Here is an 18,859-nt window from a genome sequence, read left to right as displayed (position 1 = left end):
CCGCTTGCCCGCCCCGCCCGCCTGCCCGCCCCGCCCGCGTGGGCGTCGCCGTCCGCCGCCGGGGCGTCGCCCTCCGTTGCCCTCCGTCGCCCCGGGGCGGTGGTCAGGGCCGGTCGGCCCAGGGCCGGGGCCCGCCCGCCCCTGGCGGCTGCCGCGGTTCGGCGGAAGGCTGGAGGAGTAACGGAAGAGGAGCAAAACGGAACCGGGGCCACCGTCCGGGTCCGCCGCCGCCTGCGTCGGCGACCGCCCGCATCTGCTGCTGCCCGCATCAGCCACCGCCCGCTGTCGGCTGCCGTCCAGGCCGGCCACCGCCCGGCTCCGCCACCGCCCGGCTCCGACGGCGGGGGAGGACCGAGGAGCCCGAGAGGAGTGACCGGGAGATGAAGGCGCTGACTTACCACGGACCGGGCCGCCGTACCTGGGGAGGGGTCCCCGACCCCGTCCTCCGCGACGCCGAGGACGCGATCGTCCGGGTGGACGCGGTCACCATCTGCGGCACCGACCTGCACATCCTCAAGGGCGACGTCCCCGAGGTCGCCGAAGGCCGCGTCCTCGGACACGAGGCCGTCGGCACCGTCACCGAGACCGGGCCGGGCGTGCGCACCGTCAAGGCCGGCGACCGCGTCCTGGTCTCCTGCATCTCGGCCTGCGGCCGCTGCGCCTACTGCCGTGCGGCGGCCTACGGCCAGTGCACCGGCGGTGGCGGCTGGATCCTCGGCCACCTGGTCGACGGCTGCCAGGCCGAGTACGTCCGCACCCCCTTCGCCGACAACTCGCTGCACCGGCTGCCCGAAGGGGTCACGGACGAGGCCGCGCTGCTGCTCGCCGACATCCTGCCCACCTCCTACGAGGTCGGCGTCCACAACGGCCGGGTGGGGCCCGGCGACACCGTCGTGGTCGTCGGTGCGGGCCCGATCGGCCTGGCCGCGATCCTCACCGCCCGGCTCTACAGCCCCGCCCGCATCATCGCGGTCGACCTCGCGCAGGCCCGTCTGGACGCCGCCAAGCGGTTCGGCGCGGACACCACCCTCACCGTCGCCGACGCGCCCCCGGAGGCGGTGCGCGCGCTGAGCGGGGACGGCCTGGGCGCGGACGTGGCGATCGAGGCGGTCGGCGTGCCCGAGTCCTTCGAACTCTGCACCCGCGTCGTCCGGCCCGGCGGGCGGGTCGCGAACGTCGGCGTGCACGGCAAACCGGCCCTGCTGCACCTGGAGGAGCTCTGGATCCGCAACCTCACCATCACCACCGGCCTGGTCGACACCCACAGCACCCCGCTGCTGCTCGACATGCTCGCCGCCGGCCGGCTGGACGTCGCCGGGCTGGTCACCCACCGCTTCGGCCTGGACGAGATGCAGGACGCGTACGACGTCTTCGCCGACGCCGGGGAGAACGGCGCCCTGAAGGTCGCCCTCTTCCGGGCGTGACCCACGGGCGCCGGCGCGGGAACCGCCGTGACGAGCCGAGGAGCCACCGTGAACCACACCCCCGACCCCGACGTCATCGGCCGGGCCGACCCCGCCGACGTCGCCCGCCGCGTCGTCGAGCGGCGCGACCAACTCGGCATGACCGACCAGATGCTGGCCTACCAGGCCGCGATGGCACCCCGCTACCTCCGGCACCTGCTGAACGCGGGCCCGGCCTTCGACCCGGCCGGGTTCGCCCGGATCGGCGGGGCCCTGCGGATGTCCTGGTCCGAGTTGTTGGAGGGCCGCGCCGACGCCCCGCCGGGGCAGTCCGCACCCGGGCCGCGACCGCTCCTGCTCCACCTCACCGAGCCGGAGTGCTGGTCGCTCATCGGCACCCACGGTGTCGGCCGGGTCGGGCTCCCCGTCCAGCCGGGGCCGGCCGTCTACCCGGTCAACTACGCGGTGACCGAGGGCACGATCGTCTACCGCACGGCGGCCCGGGGCAGCGCCGCGCCGGCGGACGGCTCGCCGGTCTCGTTCCAGGTCGACCACATCGACGACCACCTGAGCCGCGGCTGGAGCGTGCTGGTGCTGGGCGAGGCGCACCACGTCGACGACTCCGACGAGGCAGAGCGGCTCTCGCAACTGCCCGGCACCACCCCGTGGGCCGGCGGCGACCGTCCGCTCTGGGTGCGCATCCGCCCCGACGAGATCACCGGCCGCCGCCTTGGCACCGCCTGACGGGACGTCGGTCCCGGTGGCGCCGGCCCGGGTCCAGGACAGCCCCTGGGCGAAGGTGAACCGGACTGCTGCGCGCGCAGGTTGCCCCGGGGCCCCGGTCTGCAGGGTCCCCGGGCCGTCGAGAATGGGTCCATGCCCCACGTACTCGAACCGCCCCGCCCCGACGACGCCCCGGCTCTCGGCCCTCTTCAGTTGAGGGTCTGGCTGGAGACGTATCCCTGCGAGGACGCGGGGATCGACGAAGCCTGGATCCGCGAGCAGCACGGCTCCTCCGCCACGGCGGACGGGATCGCCGGGTGGCGGGCGTTCATCGAGGCGGCGCTGCGGCAGCCGGACCTGTTGTTCTGCCTCGTCGCCCGCTCCGGGGCGCAGACCGTCGGCTTCGTCTGCGGCCGCCGGGAGGAGACGGTCACGCTCGGCCCGATGTACCTGTCGAACGAAGCCCAGGGCCAGGGTCTCGGCGACCGGATGATGCGCGAGTTCCTCGCGTGGGCGGGGGACACACCCGTGCGGCTGTGGGTCACCGACTACAACACGCGCGCGATCCGCTTCTACCGGCGCCACGGATTCGAGGCCACGGGCGAGCGCGAGCTCTGGCGGGGAAGGCTGCCGAACCTGCGCATGGTGCGAGAACCGTGAGCGCCGCCCAGGAGGCCTCAGTTGGCGCGCTGCCCGTGGAGGGGGGAGGGGGAGCTCGGCGAGCCGGCGGGGGTCGCGGCGCCTGAGGGTGCTCTCGGACACGGCGTGGCGCGGCGCGGCGCAGGGTGAGGGCGAGGAGGAGGACGGCGGCGAAGGACAGCCGCCAGAGGAGCCGGACGGCGATGACCTCAGGCACCGTCGGCCTGCCGCTCGTGCTGGAGGCCCTTGCGCAGGAGATCGGTGATGCGCAGGACTTGGGCGGTGCGGGCGGAGCCGAGGTTGATCAGGTAGGCACCGGTCAGCCGGCCGTAGTCCCAGTCCACTTCGAGCGACGGCAGCTTGGCGTCGGCGAGCGCGAGGACAGCGGTGAGTTCCTCGACGGCGAGGGCGGCGTCACGGCGCTGCTCGGCGGTCGCGCGGTTGAGGATCGGTCCCATCAGGCCACCCGCCGGTGCGGCTCGAAGGAGCGCCAGGCCCGGTCGGCGGCGGTGAAGGAGGAGAATCCCAGCAGCGCGCCGGAGTTGTCCCGCAGCCACGCCCCGGTGAACTCGTTGCGCACCCGGTACAGGCGGGCGGCCTGGTCCCAGCGGATCCCGTAGCCGTGGAGCCTGGTGGACGCGTCGGGTCGAGCAGATCTCATTGAGCACCCTCCGAAGTCGGACATTCACGTTCCGTGCCCATGGTGGCGCGATGGCGGCTAGCATCGGAAGCGGCAATCGACTTGACCTCGATGTCGAGGAATGTTGGGGGAGCGGCCGTGAACAAGAAGCAACTTGACCCGACGTCCAGCCCGTGGGCGCCCTTCGGTGTCCAACTCCGCAGGTCGCGGGAGGGGCAGGGCCTGACGCAGGCGCAGCTGGCGCGCAAGGTCAAGTACGACCCGTCCTACGTTTCGTTCGTCGAACTTGCGCAGCGCCCTCCGAGTGAAAAGTTCGCCGCCAAGGCGGACGAGGTGCTGGAGACCGGCGGCACCCTGTCGCTGATGTACTGGCAGCACCGGCACACGGCCCTGGTGCCGGGGTTCCCGGAGTACGCGAACTACGAGTCGCGGGCGGCGGAGATTCGCCTGTTCGAGATCGATGTCGTTCCCGGGTTGTTGCAGACCGTGGAGTACGCAACCGCTCTGGAGGCCGGGCATGTCAGGCAGGGAAGCGCGACCCGGGGACAAGCCGAGGAGCGTGTGAACTTTCTGACGACAAGGCAGCAGTGCCTAGAACGGACGTCACCGCCGCTCGTCCACGCGGTCCTGGACGAGAGCTGCATCCGCCGACCGATCGGAGGCCGGGATGTGATGATCGCCCAGCTCCTGCACCTTGAGGCGATGGCTCAGCGGCCGGACATCGCCATCCAGGTGGCCCCGTTCAGCCTCGGGGAGAATCGGCCGTTCATGCGCATGGTTTTCCTCCTTACCATGCCTGATCGCAGGGTGCTCGGGTACTCCGAAAATGAGCAGCGGGGGTTCCTCGATCGCGAGGCCGAAGCCGTTCTCCCGCTGGTCAAGAGCTACGATCGACTTCAGATCGAGGCCATGAACCAGGCCGACTCGATGGCGATGATCCGCTCGGTACGGAGGGATTTTGAATGGACGTCGATCTGAAAGACGCGCGTTGGAGGAAGAGCTCCTTCAGTGGTGGCGGCGGCGCGTGCGTCGAGGTGGCCGACGGCTTCCCCGGTGTCATGCCCGTCCGTGACTCCAAGGACCCCGACGGCCCCGCCCTCCTCTTCCCCGCCTCCGCCTGGCAGTCCTTCGTCGCCGCCGTCCGGGTCGGCGACTTCGGCGCCGTCTGAGTCTTCCCGTCGAAGGCCGCGCCGCCCTGCCCCGGGGCGGCGCGGGCCGGAATCCGCCGGGGCGGCGCGTGAGCTTCAGGATGCAGTGGAGGCCGACGCCCCGGAGCGGCACTGGTCAGGACGCCGGCCCTTGCCTGTCCCGCAGCCGCTCGGCGAACGCCCGCGCGGCGGCCAGGTCCTCGGTGTTCGGCCGCTGTTTGTTGATGCCGCCGACGAGCTTGAAGGGCATCCAGGTGTCGAACCCCCGGCATGAGAAGCTCCCCTCCACCTGGAAGCCCTTGCCTTCGAGGAGTTGGACCAGGGGGCGGGTGAAAGGCGCCGGCGGGATCTCGGGGAGCCCGCTGGTGGCGAACACGAACGCCCGGCCCCGCCTGGGGGGAAGTGCCTTGACGAAGTCGGTCAGGCGGGGGTGGAGTCTGCCGTAGAAGACACCCGAGCCGAATCCCACGAGGTCGGCGTCGGCCAGCTCCGTCAGGTCGGCCTGCTCGGGGGAGACGACCTTCGCGCCCAGTATCTGGGCCATTCCGGCGGCGACGCGACGCGTATTGCCGTGCGACACGGAGGCGCACACGATGACGGCCTTCATCTTCACGATCCCTTCTCTCGTTTCCGGCATGAAGACAGGGCAGCGGCGTCAGATGTGACACCACCCAAGCGTGATGGCGGTCACACCGGATGGACGGCGACGAGCGCCCGGCCGCTCAGCAGTTCAGTCATGGATGGTGATGGTGCTGGCCAGGACCGGTGCGGAGTCGGGTGCGGCGCCACCGATGATCACCGGCGTGTGAAGACAGAAGACCGGTCGGTGGCTGCGGGCCACAGGAGAGACCCCGTCCGTTGGCGGGAGGCGTTCGATGTGGCCATGGGGCGGATCGCGGGCCGGTTCGCCCGGATGGAACCGCGCCGCCGGGCACGGGTGTTCGTCCTGGGCCTGCTCGCGGACCTGCTCAGGCCCGGGGCCCGCCGGCCGGGTCGGCCTGCTCGCGCAGCAGTTCGCGGACCAGCGAGAGTGCCGGCCACCGCAGCCGGCCGTGGCGCGCCACCGCGTACGCGCGCAGCACGACGGGCGGGTCGTCCAGCGGGACGAAGCGAACACCGGGGACGGGCGGACGTCCCGCGGGCAGCAGCGCCACGCCCAGGCCGGCGGCGACCATGTGCTCGACGAGGCCGAGGCTGTCGGCGCGGTGGGTGACCCGGGGGTCGAACCCCGCCATCGAGGAGAGCGTGCGCACCACCACCTCGTCGGCGGTGTGGCGGGAGTTGACGATCCAGTCCAGCCCGGCACAGGCGGTGAAGATCCGGACGGCGCCGCCGGCGGGCACGTCCAGGCCCGCCGGTACGCCCAGCCCGCACCGGGCCGTCCACAGTGGGGCCGCGTCGGCCGAGGGGTCGACCGGGGCCGGCGCGAGGTTGTAGTCGTAGGTGAGCGCCAGGTCCACCGTGTCGTCCGCCAGCAGTGCCAGTGACTCCGGCGGTTCGTGCTCGCGCACCAGCAGCCGCACCCGCGGGTACGCCTCGGCCAGCCGGACGACCAGGGGGAGGAGGTGGTCCCGCACCGCCGTGAGATAGCCGGCCACCCGCACCGTGCCGTTCGGCTCGGCGCCCGCGCTCAGGTCGATCCGGGCGGCCTCCACCGCGTCCAGGATGCGCGCCCCGTGCTCGGCGAGCCGCCGGCCGGCCGGGGTCAGCCGCACCCCGCGCCCGTCCGGCTCGACGAGCACCTGCCCCACCTCCTTCGACAGTGCGGCGAGCTGCTGCGACACGGTCGAGGTCGTGACGTGGAGGCTCTCGGCGACGGCGCGCATCGAGCCGAGGCGCGTCAGCTCGCAGAGCAGGGCGAGACGGCGGGTGTCCATCACTCCATCGTTCATGATTCATGAACGGACTGTCCAGAAATGGCACGTGGACGGCAATGGTCATCAGGCGGTCCAATGATCCCCATGACCCCGCACAAGCAGGCCCTGTCGAGCCGTGGCGGCTCCCGGTACGGCGCTGCCATGGCGCTCGCCGCCATGACCAGCGTCCAGGCCGGCCTCGCCCTCTCGGCCGCCCAGTTCGACCGGCTCGGCCCGGTCGCCGCCGCCTGGCTCCGGCTGGTCTGGGCCGGGCTGATCCTGCTGGTGCTGGCCCGGCCCCGGCGCGCCGACTTCACCCGCGCCGGCCTGCGGGCCTGCCTGGCCCTCGGTGTGGTCACCGCGGGGATGATGTCCCTGTTCATGCTCGCCGTCGCCCGCATCCCGCTCGGCACGGCGAGCGCGCTGGAGTACCTCGGCCCGCTCGCGGTCTCCCTGTACGGCGGGCGCCGGGCCGGTCTGTTGCGGTGGAGCGCGCTGGCCGGCGCGGGAGTCCTGCTGCTGACCGAACCCTGGCACGGCGGCACGGACCTCGTCGGCATCGCCCTCGCGCTCGGCGCCGGCGCCTGCTGGGCCGGTTACATCGTCCTCACCCAGCACGCCGGCGACCAGGTGGAGGGCCTCAAGGGACTCGCGGTGTCCCTGCCGACCGCCGCGCTCGTCACCACCGTCCTCGCCGGCCCGTCCGCGATCGGCGGGCTCACGCCGTCGCTGGTGCTCGTCGGCCTGCTCCTGGCCGCACTCGCGCCGCTGCTCCCCTTCTGCCTCGAACTCCTGGCCCTCCGACGGCTCACCACCGCCGCCTTCGGCACCCTGATGAGCCTGGAGCCGGCCATCGCCACGGCCATCGGCGCCGTGCTGCTCGGCCAGATCCCCGGTCCGGCCGGCCTGGTGGGTGTCGCCTGCGTGGTGACCGCCGGTGTCGCCGTCGTCCGCACGGGCGGGCGCGTACCCGCCGAACCTCCCCGCACCCCGGCGGTCGCGCCGGAGCCCACCACGCCGGAGCCCACCACGCCGGAGCCCACCACGCCGGAGCCCGTCCACCAGGCCGGGTGACCAGGCCGACGAGTGGCCGGCGGGCCGGCGGGAGGAGTCCGGCGAGTGCGGAGGACCGCCGGGGCCCGAAAATCCCGGTCGGAAACCTTGGCGGCCTGTCATCCTGGCCGGATGCTGCTGAAGCTGACCGGCTCCAGCGGAGCGGGCAAGACCACGCTCGCCTTCGCCGTCGCCGACCGACTGGACGGGGTCGTGGTGCACGACTTCGACGAGGTCGGCGTCCCGGACCCACCGATCCCGCCCGACTGGCGCCATCGCACGACCGAGGTGTGGGTGCGCCGCGCGCTGGAGTACCAGGCCCGCGGAATGGACCTGCTGCTGTCCGGCAACTCGCCGCTGGGCGAGGTTCTGGCCGCCCCCTCGGCACCGCTGCTGGACGGGATCGCCGTCTGCCTGATCGATGTCGCCGACCAGGACCGGCGCGACCGACTCGCCGTACGCGACGGCGGCCGATGGGATCAGGCCGCTACCGACGCCTTCTGCGGCTGGGCGGCCTGGCACCGTGGGCACGCCCGCGACCCGCGCTTCCGGCCCGACGTCATCATCGACGGGAGCCGGCCGGAGATGGCCTGGCACCGGTGGACCACGTGGACCGCCGGGGACCCGCGATGGCGCACCCACCTGATCGACACCAGCGGCCGGTCGCCGGCGGCATCCGTGGACCAGGTGGAGCGATGGGTCACCGAACAGCGCGAGGCACACCGGTCAGGCCGACTGGCCCTCGCCCGAGGCTGGACGGACAAGGCTTCCCGCCCGACCGATCACGGTGCCTGATCCACGCGTGAGACACGTCCCCATGCCCTGACGCCCTGACGCCCTGACGCCCTGACGCCCTCCGGCCCCGCCCGCCGGCCCCGGGCCCCGGGCGGGTGCCCGGTGCCGTTCCGCTGGTCGCGGGGGCTCTGCCAGAATCGGGGTCGTCGCCGGAGAACGGCGGAGACATGCCAGGAGCACGGCAGGGGCACGGCGGGGACGAGGAGGGCACCGGTGGGCGGCGACGTAGAGCGGTCGCGCATTCCACAGCTGCGGTTGGACGAGCTGCTGGAGGAGCTCCAGGCGCGCATCGACGCGGCCCGGGGCACCCGCGACCGGGTGCACAGCCTGCTGGAGGCCGTGCTGTCGGTGGGCCGCGAGCTGGATCTGACGCAGGTGCTGCGGCGGATCGTCGAGGCGGCCGCCGTGCTGGTCGACGCCGGCTACGCCGCGCTCGGCGTGATCGGGCCGGACGGCGAAACGCTGTCGCAGTTCCTGACGGTGGGCCTGTCGGAGGAGGAGATCGCGAGGATCGGCCTCTACCCGACCGGCAAGGGGCTGCTCGGCGAGCTGATCCGGCACCCGGAGGCGCTGCGGCTGGCGGACCTCAACGAGCACCCGGCCTCCTACGGCTGCCCGGCGCACCACCCCACGATGCGGACCTTCCTCGGCGTCCCGGTCCGGGTGCGTGACGAGGTGTTCGGCAATCTCTACCTCACCGACAAGCGGGGCGGCGAGGAGTTCGACGCCGACGACGAGTCGGTGATCGCGACGCTGGCCGTCGCGGCGGGCGTCGCGATCGACAACGCCCGGCTGTACGAGGAGGCGCAGCGCCAGCAGCGCTGGCTGAGCGCGAGCGCGGAGATCAACCGGACCCTGCTGTCGGGGACGTCCCGCTCGGACGTCGTGGAACTGATCGCGCAGCGGGCACGGGAGATCACCGGGGCGGACCTGGCGGACGTCTCGGTGCCGGTCGCCGGGGCGGACACGCTGCGGGTGGAACTGGCGCTCGGCGGGGACACCGCCCGGCGGCTGGGTCTGGTGGTGCCGCAGGACGGGTCGCTGTCGGGCCAGGCGTGCGCCGACGGATCACCGGTCACCACGGCCGACCTGGACGGCGATCCGCGGCTGACCGCCGGCCCGCGTCGGTTCGAGGGTCTGGGGCCGGCGGTGGCGGTGCCGCTGGGCCGTTCCGCCGGGCGCATCGCGGGGGTGCTGCTGCTCGCCCGGCGGGCGGGGGAGGCGCTGTTCACCGAGCGGGAGATCGGACCGCTGCTCGGCTTCGCCGACCAGGCGGCGCTGGCGCTGGAGCTCGGGGAGCGGCGCCGCGACGCCGAGCAGCTCGCCATGCTGGAGGACCGGGACCGGATCGCCCGCGATCTGCACGACCTCGCGATCCAGCGGCTCTTCGCCACCGGCATGACGCTGCAGAGCGCGGCCCGGTTCATCGACCACTCCGGGGCGTCCGACCGCGTGCTCCGGGCGGTCGGGGACCTCGACGAGACCATCAAGATCATCCGCTCGACCATCTTCGGCCTCCGGGCCCGGGAGGAGGGGGCCGGGCAGGGCCTGCGGGCCCGGGTGGTCCGGACGGCGGAGGAGGCCCAGGCCGTCCTCGGGTTCCCGCCGAGGCTGAGCATGGAGGGCCTGCTGGACACGGACGTCCCGGCGGAGGTCGCCGACCACGTCGTGGCGGTCCTGGGCGAGGCGCTCAGCAACGCCGCCCGGCACGCCGGGGCCCGCCGGGTCGAGGTGGTGCTCCAGGCGACCGGGGCGCAGGTGCGGCTGACCGTCCAGGACGACGGCGTCGGAATCCCGGAGCAGGGGCGGCGCAGCGGTCTGCGCAACCTGGCGGAGCGGGCCGACGGCGTGGGCGGGGTGTTCGAGATCGCGCCGGTGCCGGAGGGCGGCACGAGGCTGGTCTGGTGGGCGCCGCTGGGCGGGTGAGCCGTTGCCGTCAGGCGGTTGTCCGGCTGCCGTCCGGCGGCGCCGCCGGCTGCCTGGCGTGTGCGGGACGGCCGCCCGGCCGGTGCGGGCCGGGTGCCGGGTTAGGGCGGCGGCGGATGCGCCGGGTCAGGACGTGAGGGGCGCGACCGCCGGGTCGGTGAGGAAGCGGCCGGTCACCAGCTCGGGGCGGATCCGGATCGACACCCGGACGGGCGCCGGCGGGCCCTTGACCGCACCGGCCGCACCGGCCGCACCGGTCGGCGGCGGGTCCTCGGTCACGTCGGCGCGGCCGAGCACGGTGACGCTCCAGCCGCTGCCGTCCGCGGCGTCGACCTCGCCGGCCTCGAAGGCGACGAGCGCGCCGCCCACCGCGCGGACCAGCTCGGAACGGGCGGCGCTGCGCAGCAGCACGCTGCCGTCGTCGTCGAGGCGGTAACGGATCGGCAGGACGGCCGGCAGTGCGCCGACGGTGTAGACGACACGCCCGACCGAGGCCCCGGCCAGCAGCCGCAAGCACTGCCGCTCGTCCAGCGGCGTGTGGTCGGGGGGAACGGGGGCGGGCGGAGTGTGGGCGGAGGTCATGACACCGATGCTCCTGCCGGACCCGCCGCGGGGTGAGGGGCCTTCGGTCCCTCTCGGCCGCCGAACGGTCCCGGGTGGGGTGGGACCGTGGGCCGGTACGGGGGCGTCGGGGCTCACAGGACGGAGCGCCCCGTCGGGCGGTCGGCGGCGGTGGCCTGGGTGGCGATGAGCGCGGCCTGGACCCGGCGCTCGACGCCGAGCTTGGCCAGCAGTCGGGAGACGTGGTTCTTGACGGTCTTCTCGGCCAGGTAGAGCCGCTGGCCGATCTGGCGGTTGGTCAGCCCTTCGCCGACCAGGGCGAGGATCTCCCGCTCCCGCTCGGTGAGTTCGGGAAAGGCGGGGGCCTGGGCGGGGGTGTCACCGCGCAGGCGGGCCATCAGGCGGGTGGCGGCGCCGGGGTCGAGCATGGACTGGCCGGAGGCGATCGTGCGGACGGCGGAGACCAGGTCGGTGCCGCTGATCTGCTTGAGCACGTAGCCGGCGGCGCCGGCCATGATCGAGTCGAGCAGGGCCTCCTCGTCGTCGAAGGAGGTGAGGATCAGACACGCCAACTCGGGCATCCGCGAGCGCAGTTCGCGGCAGACGGTGACGCCGTCGCCGTCCGGCAGGCGCATGTCCAGAATGGCGACGTCCGGCCGCAGGGCCGGAACGCGTGCCAGTGCCTGCTCGACGGTGGCGGCCTCGCCGATGACGGTCAGATCGGGCTCGGCGTCCAGCAGGTCGTACACGCCCCGGCGGACGACCTCGTGGTCGTCGAGGAGGAACACCTTGACGGGGGTGTTCGCCTGGGTCGCCGCGCTGTCCGCCATGACTTCTCCGTAAGCCTGGGCCCGCTGCCGCGGCGGGCCGGATGAAACCTCCGAGGAGTCTGCCCTTCCCGGCGGCGGTCCGCCAGGGCCGGAGGGCCCCATTGCTCCCGCCGTCCGCCTACTCCTGCCGTCCGCCTACCCCTGCACCGGTCCACTCCCGCCGCCCGCCTACTCCTGCCGTCCGTCGCGCCGGCGTGCGAGGTGGACGGTGATGTCGGCGGCTATCTCGACCGTCTCCGGCAGCACCCGCAGGATCCGGCCGAGTACCTCCTCCCGCTCCGGGGGAGGCAGGACGAGGTAGGCCGAGACGGTCGAGAGGTGACCGACGTAGTCGTGGGAGCTCATCGTCAGACGCCGTTCGATGACGGACTGCCGCACACCGGTGAACCACTCGGACCGCTGGAGCTCCGTGCCCGGCCACTGCATGGCGTGCTCCGGAGGCGTCCCGTCCGGGGACGGGACCTCGTCGCTCTCCAGGAACGGTGCCCGTGCCGCGCGGACGGCGTCCTCCACGGCCGGGTCGGCCGGCTGGACCGGCCCGCCGAAACAGGCGAACACGCCACCGGGTTCCAGTAGTCCGGCCATGCGTGACCAGCGGCCCTCCGGACTGGTCCAGTGCAGCGCCGCCGCCGCGTAGACCAGCCCGTACGGGTCGCCCGGTGGCAGGTCCTCGAACGCCGCCCGGACCGTCCTGACGCCGGCCGGCACGTGCTTGTGCAGCTCGGCGAGCATCGCCCCGTCGGGTTCGGTCGCGGTGACCGCGATCCCCTGCCGGGCGAACAGGCGGGTCGCCTTGCCCGTCCCGGCACCGATTTCGAGGGCGGTCCGGACCGGACGGCCCGCGTACGCCGTCACCAGGTCGAAGAGCTCCAGAGGGTACCCCGGCCGGAACCGTTCGTATGCTTGCGCCATCACTCCGAAGCTCAGTGCGCGATCAGTCATGCCGCGCATGCTGGCACGAACCGGCCCTCGGCGCGCGGCAGTTCCGCGCAATCGGGCTGGACCGGCCCGCAGGGCGGTGCGTCAACGCGGGAATCGCGGCACCGGCGGCGGACGGCGCGGGCCGCCGGGCCGGCACCGGCGCAGGTCCGGCATGGCGCAGGTTCGGGCGGAGGTTTCACCAGGTGAGCGGGTAGCGCTCCGGGTGCCCGCCGATCCGGCCGGGGAGCAGGCCGATGGCCACCAGGAGGGCGGTGGACAGGGCGAGCAGCGGGAGGAACCGGGTGGGCGACGGCGCCTGGAGCACCACGATCACGGAGGTGGCGGCGGCGGGGGAGTGCGAGAGGTGGGTCAGCATCATCGCGCCCAGCGAGAGCCCGGCCGCGACCGCCGCGCCCCAGGCGGTGCTCCCGGTCACCGTGAGGGTGGCGAACCCGATCACGGCGGAGAGCAGCTGGCCGCCGACCAGGTTGCGCGGCTGCGAGATCGGCAGCCCGGGCGCACCGTGGACCAGGGCCGCGCTGGCGGCCAGCGGCGGGATCAGCAGCGGCTGCCGCAGCACCACACCGACCCCGACCAGTACCAGGAGTGCGCCGATCGCGAAGACGGTGGTGCGCAGCACGTGCAGCGGATGCGGCCGGGGCCGGGCGGGCGGGGGCGTAGGCATGCGGGGGCTCCGGGCAGGCAGGACAAGGACCCGGAGATGATAAACAGATTGTTGATTGAAGAGGAAAATATTGCCCTGGTGGCAATCGACTTGACCCTCGCGATCAAGATCTCATACCGCATACCGCATACCGCATATCGGATGCGGGGCTCCGGGCCGGGCACGTGCTCGGGGGCGCCCGCTGGGGGCGTGAACGTGCCGCCCTGCGCCGGGGGGTTCACGCCGACGCGACGTGATGCGCTCTCCTGCTCCCCCTGTACGCGCGGAACCGGAGGTGGTGGCATGTACGCGACAACCCGCTCGGATGGTCCGCACGTGGGGGTGCGCGACCGGCAACCGGCGGGAAAAGCGGAAGGATACGCCCGTGACCGTACGCGTCCTGGCCGTCGGCGGCGCAGCCGCGGCCCTGCTCGTCACCCAGCTCGCCGGAGCCGCCTCCGGCACCGGCTGGTCCACGCCTCCGCCCGACAAGATCGTCATCGACGTGGCCACCGTCAACGGGTCCGGCTGCCCGGCCGGAACGGCCGCCATCGCGGTCTCCCCGGACAACACCGCCTTCACGGTGACGTACAGCGACTACATCGCCCAGGTCGGCGTCGGCTCCAAGCCCACCGACTTCCGCAAGAACTGTCAGCTCAACCTGAACGTCCACGTCCCGCAGGGCTTCACCTACGCCATCGCCTCCGCCGACTACCGGGGCTACGCCCACCTGGAGAAGGGGGCGACCGCACTCCAGAAGGCCAGCTACTACTTCCAGGGCTCGCCCCAGACCGCCTCGCGCAGCCACCAGTTCGCCGGGACGCTCGACAACGGCTGGCAGGCGACCGACACCGTCGCGGTCGAGGCCCTTGTCTGGGCGCCCTGCGGGGAGCTGCGCAACTTCAACATCAACACCGAGCTCCGGGTGAGCGCCGGCACGTCGGACCCGTCCAGGACCACCAGCTTCATGACGATGGACTCCACCGACGGCAGCATCAACACCCTCTACCACCTCGCCTGGAAGCGGTGCCCCTGACCAAGGCCCACCAAGGCCCTGCCAAGGCTCCGTCGTAGGGCCCCCGGCCCCGCCGTAGGCTCCCGCGTTCAGTCGTAGGGGCCCCCGAGGATCCGTCCGCGCCCGCCCGTGCCCCGGCGGGTGGGCGCGGACGGTCGGTCGGCGGGCGCCCCGGCCGGGGCCCCGGCGGGCGCGGAGCCCGGGCCGGCTACAGCACCCGCCACAGCGCGCACGCGAACACCACCGTCACCCACGTCCACAGCACCGCGAACGCGACGTGGCCCAGGGTGCGAAGCGGGTCGCCGCGCCAGAGCCGGGACGGGAACACGGTGAACTGGAAGAGCCACCGGGCACCCCAGAAGACCGTCTGGCCGGCCAGCAGCGCGGTGCCCAGCGGCGTGCCCGCGAGGAGCTCGCCGGCCAGCAGGAGCGGCAGCAGGCCCAGCAGCACGCAGGTCAGGCCGATGAAGAAGAGGTGCGCCCAGGAGACCCGACGGGTCATCAGCGTGGTCCCGTCCAGGTCGGCCGGCCATCCGATCACGCGCGGCAGCGCCGCGTGGAACAGGCCGACGCCCACCAGCACGGCGCCGACGAGCCGCAACTGCACAGCCAGGTCGAGGAGTCCGTTCATGCCCCGGCCCGCCGGAACACGAACGCGGTGACCAGGCCGGCGATCCGCCGCTCCGCCGCCGGGCGCAGGCCCGCCCCGGCGGCATGGCCGAGCCAGGTGGAGCGCGGCAGGAAGTGCAGGGCGCCGGGACCGTAGACGGCGGAGTTCGCGGCGTCGCGCAGGTGCTCGACCACGACGAACGCACCCCCGGGCCGCAGCACCCTGGCCGCCTCGGCGAACAGCGCGGCGCGGTCCGCGGGCCGGCGCAGCTCGTGGGCCGAGAACACGGCGAGCACGGAGTCCAGTGAGGCGGTCGCGGCGGGCAGCGCCCCCGGCCGGGCGGGCAGGCTGCCGGGCACCGGCGGCACCCGGCGGCGCGCCCGGTGGATCGAGCCCTCCGTCATCAGCGCCGGGTCGTACAGGTCCGCGGTTCGCTGGGGCGCGGCCGGGTGGCGTGCCGCGACGGGCCGGCTGGCCTCGTCGAGGCCCGTGGCGACCACGAGATGCCGGCCGGGCCCCTCCGGCAGGAGGTCGTCGAGCCAGGCGTAGCCGTGGAGTCCGGAGCGGTCGTAGACCCACCAGGTGGCGGCGGTGCTTGCGGCGAGCAGCCAACCCGCCGTGAGCGCGCCCGCCCGGACGAGCCGGGCCGCCGGGCGGGGCAGCCACCGGGCCAGCACCCAGCCCCCGCCGGCCGCGAGAGCCCCGGCGGCGTACAGCGGCCAGTTGTAGCCGACCACCTCGCGCACCCCGGACGGACGGTGGGGCCGGCCGGCATCGGTCACCGTGGGACCGGCTGCGTTCGCGGATCCGCCTGCGCTCGCGGATCCGGCGGTGCTCACGGCCTCGGCGGCCGCGCCGGGCGCGCTGGCCTCGGTGCCGGCAGGCTCCTGCGGACGGACCTCGTGCGGCTCCCGGCCCACCGGGCGGACACCGCTCACCGGATTCCCCCGTCGAGGGCGCGGCGGCTGCCCGCCTGCCACCCGTAGTCGAGGTCCGCGACGTGGAAGGCGTTGGCGAGTACGGGCCGGCTGCCGGCCAGTGGGCCGTGGTCGAAGAACGTCAGCCGCGGCACCTCCACCGAGACCGGCACCGGCTCCCAGTGGGCGCGGACGGCCTTGACGACGATCATCGACTGGGTCTGCGGCTCGTACTCAAAGGTGTAGGGCAGGGGCCCGGCGAACCGGCGGGCGGCTCGGGCGTCGGCGAACGGGCTGCCGGGCGGCAGCGGCGCCGGGCCGCCCGCCAGGTCGGCCCGGACGTGCAGGTCGGCCAGGCCGTCGGCGCTGCGCACCTTGAACTCCAGCGTCGAGCCGACGACCCGGCTGCCGATCCGGGCGAGCCGGTAGTGGTAGCGGGAGAACAGGTTGCCGCCCGCGACCATCAGCCGGTGGCTGGTGTCGCTGCGCAGGATGCGCAGGCCGCGCATGGTCCGGCCGCCGGGGGTGGGGAAGCGGGTGAACACCCGGTAACCGGTGAGCACGCAGTCCGCGCCGAGCCGGGCCGGCAACCCGGCCGGGCGCAGGCCGCGGGCGTCCACCACGGCGGCCGCGACGAAGCCGTGCTCGGTGCCGCCGGGATCGGTGTACGTGTCCAGGATGAGCCCCGGCGGTACCAGCGGCTCCAGCCGCTCGGGCGGCAGCGCGTAGGTGAGGACGAGCGAGTGCGCGAAGTGGGTGCGCATCGGGAGGGGGTGGCGTTGCAGCAGGTGGCGCACGGTCAGGCCCTTCGGGAGGCGGGGCGGGCGGGGTTCATGGCCGGACCACCCGGACGACGCCCCACAGCAGTGAGCGGTCCTCGGCGGCGGCGCCGGGGCCGGCGGGGCCCGGCTCGCGGATGCTGCGCAGGACGGCGACCCCGCCGGGCCGCACGGCGTGCCGGACGGCGGCGCGCAACCGCCGGGCGAACTCGGGGCCGGGCCCGTCCAGGACGTTGGAGAGCGTCACCGCGTCGTAGTGGCCGGCCGGGGAGCGCTCCAGGTGGTCGACGACGTCCCCGGCGAGCAGCCGGACGGTCCCCTGGGCCGGTCCGGCCGTGGCCGCCCCACCACCGGGCAGGTCACGTCCGGGCAGGTCAGGCCCGACCAGGTCACGCCCACGAGGTTCGCCTCCGGGCAGCTCGCGGCCGAGCAGCAGCCGCCAGGCCCAGGGGTTGGCGGCGTTGGGGTGCCGGGCGAAGCCACGGGCGAGCCGGACGCGCAGCACGGCGTCGAAGCGCTCCGGCACGACGCCGCGGAAGGGCGGCCGCAGCCCGACGGCCAGGGCTCCGGCGGGCCGGAGCGAGGCGGCGAGGAACAGCCGCAGACCGGGGCCGTCGAGCGTGCGCCGCCAGTGCCGGGCCTGCTCGGCGGGGTCGTCCAGGCGCAGGAACCGCTCCAGTGCGGACGGGCGCCAGGCGGGCAGCAGCGTGCCGACGGCGGCGCGGCCGGTGGCGAGCAGGCGCTCGGCCGAGCCGGGGACGGCCGGTGCTCCGGCCTGGAGCCGGCCGCGGGCGTAGTCGAGCTGGGCGGGGTTGAGGTCGACGGCCGTGACCTCGTAGCCGGCGGCGGCGAGCGCGGCGGCGGTGTCCCCGGCCGAGGCGATGCAGAGCACCCGGGCCGCGGGCGGCGGGAAGGCGGCGAGCTCGACCGCCGGGTCCTCGTACATCCGGCCGAACAGGACGCGCGGCTGCCGGGGCTGGACGGTGAGCAGCCGGCCCTCGGCCCACGGGGTGCCCGCGCGGGCGGTGGTGCGGGCGGTGGTGCGGGCGGTCATACGGCGGCCGCCACGGGGTGCGCGGGCGCGGCCGCGAGTGCCGGGCGTTCGGCGGCGACCGTCCAGATCAGGGCGAGGAAGGCCAGGTCCTGGACGACGAGCCGGCCCGGCTCGGGGATGTGGTCGGCCCCGACGAGCAGCCCGCCGGTGTTGAAGCCGACCACCAGCACGGTCTGCACCAGCGCGGCGAGCCGGCGCCGGCGCCCGCTCAGCACCCAGGCGCCGAGGGCCAGTTCGGCCAGGCCGATGGCGACGAGCAGCACGGTGGCGGCGCCCTCGGACAGCAACGGCAGGCCCTCGACGATGGCCCGCTGGTCGGCGCGGCCGGGGAAGATCTTGCACCAGAGGCCCTCGTACCCCCACATCAGTGCGATCGCGAGGGCGGCGCAGCGGCTCTGCCAGGTTGTCGGCACGGCGGACGGTCCTTTCTGCCGCCGCCCGGGCAGGGGCGTGCACCGGGGCGCGGCGGGGTACGGCGAGGCGGCCCGGCGCCCGTGCTCGGGGCCGGTCGCTCCCGCTCGCGATCATCATGGCGCACTCGTTTGAACATGTTCAACTCCGGGTCGGACGTCCTCCCGGACAGCCCCGGATGGCGCACGGCCCCCCGGATTCCCCCGGATCCCCCCGGACGGCCCGCGGTGGTCTCAGAGCTGTGGCGCGGCCTCGGCGCTCGCGATCCCGTCGACCATGCGGGCGAGGGTGCGGACGGCGCGGTACTGAAGCCGCTTGATCGCACTGACGGTCCTGCCCATGATCTTCGCCGTCTGGGCGACCGGCAGGCCCTGGAGGAAACGGAGGGTGACGCATTCCTGCTGCTGAGGTTCGAGCCGGTGCACGGCGTCCAGTAGCTCTCTGTCGGAGGGGACCGCGACCGCCGTCCGCGTGCCCTGTCCGGTCGGCAGCGAGCCGAGCATTGCCTCGGTGGAGAGCCCCAGCCGGAAGGACGCGGACTTCCCGCTCGGAGTGCGGGTCGGAGGCATGGCGGGCAGGTGATTGCCGACCGTGCCATCCGGCCTGCCCGTAGCAGGCCCGCCCGAATCCGGCCTGACGCCCTGTCCGGCCGACGGTGCCGCGTCGGCGGACTCCCCGGGGGTCTCCAGGGCGCCGGGGACCGTTCGGGCCGCGCCCAGTTGACTGAGGAGGGCGGGGGCCGAGGCCCCGACGACGACGGCTGCGTAGACCCCCGTGAGCTGCGAGTGGAACAGCCGGCCCGCCGTGGCGCCGAGTGCCAGCCGGGTGAGCGCCGCGAGGACGTCCGCCGGAGGGTCGACGTACTGGCTGAACTTCGGCCGGGTCCTCGCCCTGGTCCTGAGCTTCCGGCGCCG

The 18,859-nt window shown here is 74.2% G+C and carries 23 protein-coding genes; 9 read left to right on the top strand and 14 right to left on the bottom strand.

Going from position 1 to position 18,859, the window contains the following annotated elements:
* The first annotated feature begins 380 nt into the window (after nt 1-380).
* From C2142_RS00420 to C2142_RS00410, 3 genes are all read left to right on the top strand, one after another.
* Nucleotides 381-1,424, top strand: a complete 1,044-nt coding sequence (locus C2142_RS00420; RefSeq protein ID WP_148640521.1) for a zinc-dependent alcohol dehydrogenase family protein — start codon at nt 381-383, stop codon at nt 1,422-1,424.
* Nucleotides 1,425-1,472: 48 nt separating this feature from the next.
* Nucleotides 1,473-2,147, top strand: coding sequence for a pyridoxamine 5'-phosphate oxidase family protein (locus tag C2142_RS00415; RefSeq protein WP_241002293.1), 675 nt, complete (start codon nt 1,473-1,475; stop codon nt 2,145-2,147).
* A 132-nt stretch (nt 2,148-2,279) separates the two neighbouring features.
* Nucleotides 2,280-2,786 (top strand): GNAT family N-acetyltransferase, encoded by a 507-nt coding sequence (locus tag C2142_RS00410; protein ID WP_148640520.1) that lies wholly within the window; start codon nt 2,280-2,282, stop codon nt 2,784-2,786.
* Nucleotides 2,787-2,974: 188 nt separating this feature from the next.
* Here the strand turns inward: C2142_RS00410 and C2142_RS00405 are convergent, their stop codons facing one another.
* Together C2142_RS00405 and C2142_RS00400 are read right to left on the bottom strand one after the other, a co-directional pair.
* A complete protein-coding gene (locus tag C2142_RS00405; protein ID WP_148640519.1) occupies nt 2,975-3,223 on the bottom strand; it encodes a hypothetical protein in 249 nt (82 codons plus the stop codon).
* The gene (locus C2142_RS00400) at nt 3,223-3,426 is read right to left on the bottom strand and encodes a hypothetical protein (RefSeq protein WP_148640518.1); all 204 of its coding nucleotides are present in this window, start codon (nt 3,424-3,426) and stop codon (nt 3,223-3,225) included. Before C2142_RS00400 ends, C2142_RS00405 begins: the two co-directional genes overlap by 1 nt.
* 117 nt (nt 3,427-3,543) lie before the next feature.
* Here C2142_RS00400 and C2142_RS00395 point away from each other — a divergent pair, with 117 nt between their 5' ends.
* The gene (locus C2142_RS00395) at nt 3,544-4,383 is read left to right on the top strand and encodes a helix-turn-helix transcriptional regulator (protein WP_241002292.1); all 840 of its coding nucleotides are present in this window, start codon (nt 3,544-3,546) and stop codon (nt 4,381-4,383) included.
* Nucleotides 4,368-4,574, top strand: coding sequence for a DUF397 domain-containing protein (locus tag C2142_RS00390; RefSeq protein ID WP_148640517.1), 207 nt, complete (start codon nt 4,368-4,370; stop codon nt 4,572-4,574). The genes C2142_RS00395 and C2142_RS00390 overlap by 16 nt, the downstream gene beginning before the upstream one ends.
* Before the next feature lie 115 nt (nt 4,575-4,689).
* Here C2142_RS00390 and C2142_RS00385 read toward each other — a convergent pair whose 3' ends face one another.
* Both C2142_RS00385 and C2142_RS00380 read right to left on the bottom strand, forming a co-directional pair.
* Complete coding sequence (locus C2142_RS00385) at nt 4,690-5,160, bottom strand: flavodoxin family protein (protein WP_148640516.1); 471 nt, start codon at nt 5,158-5,160, stop codon at nt 4,690-4,692.
* A 361-nt stretch (nt 5,161-5,521) separates the two neighbouring features.
* Nucleotides 5,522-6,445 (bottom strand): LysR family transcriptional regulator, encoded by a 924-nt coding sequence (locus C2142_RS00380; RefSeq protein WP_241002291.1) that lies wholly within the window; start codon nt 6,443-6,445, stop codon nt 5,522-5,524.
* A 69-nt stretch (nt 6,446-6,514) separates the two neighbouring features.
* Between C2142_RS00380 and C2142_RS00375 the strand changes: the two genes are divergently transcribed.
* From C2142_RS00375 to C2142_RS00365, 3 genes are all read left to right on the top strand, one after another.
* Nucleotides 6,515-7,483 (top strand): EamA family transporter, encoded by a 969-nt coding sequence (locus C2142_RS00375; protein WP_148640514.1) that lies wholly within the window; start codon nt 6,515-6,517, stop codon nt 7,481-7,483.
* Nucleotides 7,484-7,594: 111 nt separating this feature from the next.
* Nucleotides 7,595-8,257 (top strand): hypothetical protein, encoded by a 663-nt coding sequence (locus C2142_RS00370; protein ID WP_148640513.1) that lies wholly within the window; start codon nt 7,595-7,597, stop codon nt 8,255-8,257.
* A gap of 213 nt (nt 8,258-8,470) precedes the next feature.
* Nucleotides 8,471-10,183 (top strand): GAF domain-containing sensor histidine kinase, encoded by a 1,713-nt coding sequence (locus C2142_RS00365; RefSeq protein WP_241002290.1) that lies wholly within the window; start codon nt 8,471-8,473, stop codon nt 10,181-10,183.
* Between the two features lie 126 nt (nt 10,184-10,309).
* On the opposite strand, the gene C2142_RS00360 is transcribed toward C2142_RS00365, so the two are convergent.
* The 4 genes from C2142_RS00360 to C2142_RS00345 form a co-directional block, all read right to left on the bottom strand.
* The gene (locus C2142_RS00360; protein WP_148640512.1) at nt 10,310-10,765 is read right to left on the bottom strand and encodes a pyridoxamine 5'-phosphate oxidase family protein; all 456 of its coding nucleotides are present in this window, start codon (nt 10,763-10,765) and stop codon (nt 10,310-10,312) included.
* Nucleotides 10,766-10,878: 113 nt separating this feature from the next.
* The gene (locus tag C2142_RS00355; RefSeq protein WP_148640511.1) at nt 10,879-11,574 is read right to left on the bottom strand and encodes a response regulator transcription factor; all 696 of its coding nucleotides are present in this window, start codon (nt 11,572-11,574) and stop codon (nt 10,879-10,881) included.
* A gap of 168 nt (nt 11,575-11,742) precedes the next feature.
* Nucleotides 11,743-12,516 carry a class I SAM-dependent methyltransferase gene (locus C2142_RS00350; protein ID WP_148640510.1) on the bottom strand — a complete coding sequence of 258 codons (774 nt, stop codon included), beginning with the start codon at nt 12,514-12,516 and terminating at the stop codon, nt 11,743-11,745.
* Nucleotides 12,517-12,691: 175 nt separating this feature from the next.
* On the bottom strand, nt 12,692-13,180 hold the full coding sequence (locus tag C2142_RS00345; RefSeq protein ID WP_148640509.1) for an HPP family protein: 489 nt from the start codon (nt 13,178-13,180) through the stop codon (nt 12,692-12,694).
* Nucleotides 13,181-13,586: 406 nt separating this feature from the next.
* On the opposite strand from C2142_RS00345, the gene C2142_RS00340 reads away from it, so the two are divergent.
* Nucleotides 13,587-14,195 (top strand): DUF4360 domain-containing protein, encoded by a 609-nt coding sequence (locus tag C2142_RS00340; protein WP_241003092.1) that lies wholly within the window; start codon nt 13,587-13,589, stop codon nt 14,193-14,195.
* A 187-nt stretch (nt 14,196-14,382) separates the two neighbouring features.
* On the opposite strand, the gene C2142_RS00335 is transcribed toward C2142_RS00340, so the two are convergent.
* From C2142_RS00335 to C2142_RS00310, 6 genes are all read right to left on the bottom strand, one after another.
* The gene (locus C2142_RS00335) at nt 14,383-14,805 is read right to left on the bottom strand and encodes a hypothetical protein (RefSeq protein WP_148640507.1); all 423 of its coding nucleotides are present in this window, start codon (nt 14,803-14,805) and stop codon (nt 14,383-14,385) included.
* Nucleotides 14,802-15,566: a methyltransferase domain-containing protein gene (locus C2142_RS39045; protein WP_241002289.1), complete on the bottom strand. Its 765-nt coding sequence runs from the start codon at nt 15,564-15,566 to the stop codon at nt 14,802-14,804. The genes C2142_RS00335 and C2142_RS39045 overlap by 4 nt, the downstream gene beginning before the upstream one ends.
* Before the next feature lie 152 nt (nt 15,567-15,718).
* A complete protein-coding gene (locus tag C2142_RS00325) occupies nt 15,719-16,465 on the bottom strand; it encodes a DUF2071 domain-containing protein (RefSeq protein ID WP_148640506.1) in 747 nt (248 codons plus the stop codon).
* 67 nt (nt 16,466-16,532) lie between these two features.
* On the bottom strand, nt 16,533-17,534 hold the full coding sequence (locus tag C2142_RS00320) for a DUF3419 family protein (protein WP_148640505.1): 1,002 nt from the start codon (nt 17,532-17,534) through the stop codon (nt 16,533-16,535).
* On the bottom strand, nt 17,531-17,947 hold the full coding sequence (locus C2142_RS00315; protein WP_206670877.1) for a DoxX-like family protein: 417 nt from the start codon (nt 17,945-17,947) through the stop codon (nt 17,531-17,533). The genes C2142_RS00320 and C2142_RS00315 overlap by 4 nt, the downstream gene beginning before the upstream one ends.
* Before the next feature lie 231 nt (nt 17,948-18,178).
* The gene (locus C2142_RS00310) at nt 18,179-18,514 is read right to left on the bottom strand and encodes a sigma-70 family RNA polymerase sigma factor (protein ID WP_148640504.1); all 336 of its coding nucleotides are present in this window, start codon (nt 18,512-18,514) and stop codon (nt 18,179-18,181) included.
* Nucleotides 18,515-18,859: the final 345 nt, after the last annotated feature.

The sequence above is a fragment of the Streptomyces sp. CB01881 genome (genome assembly GCF_002953255.1).
Taxonomy (GTDB): domain Bacteria; phylum Actinomycetota; class Actinomycetes; order Streptomycetales; family Streptomycetaceae; genus Kitasatospora.
This window is presented reverse-complemented; position numbering and strand designations above follow the sequence as displayed.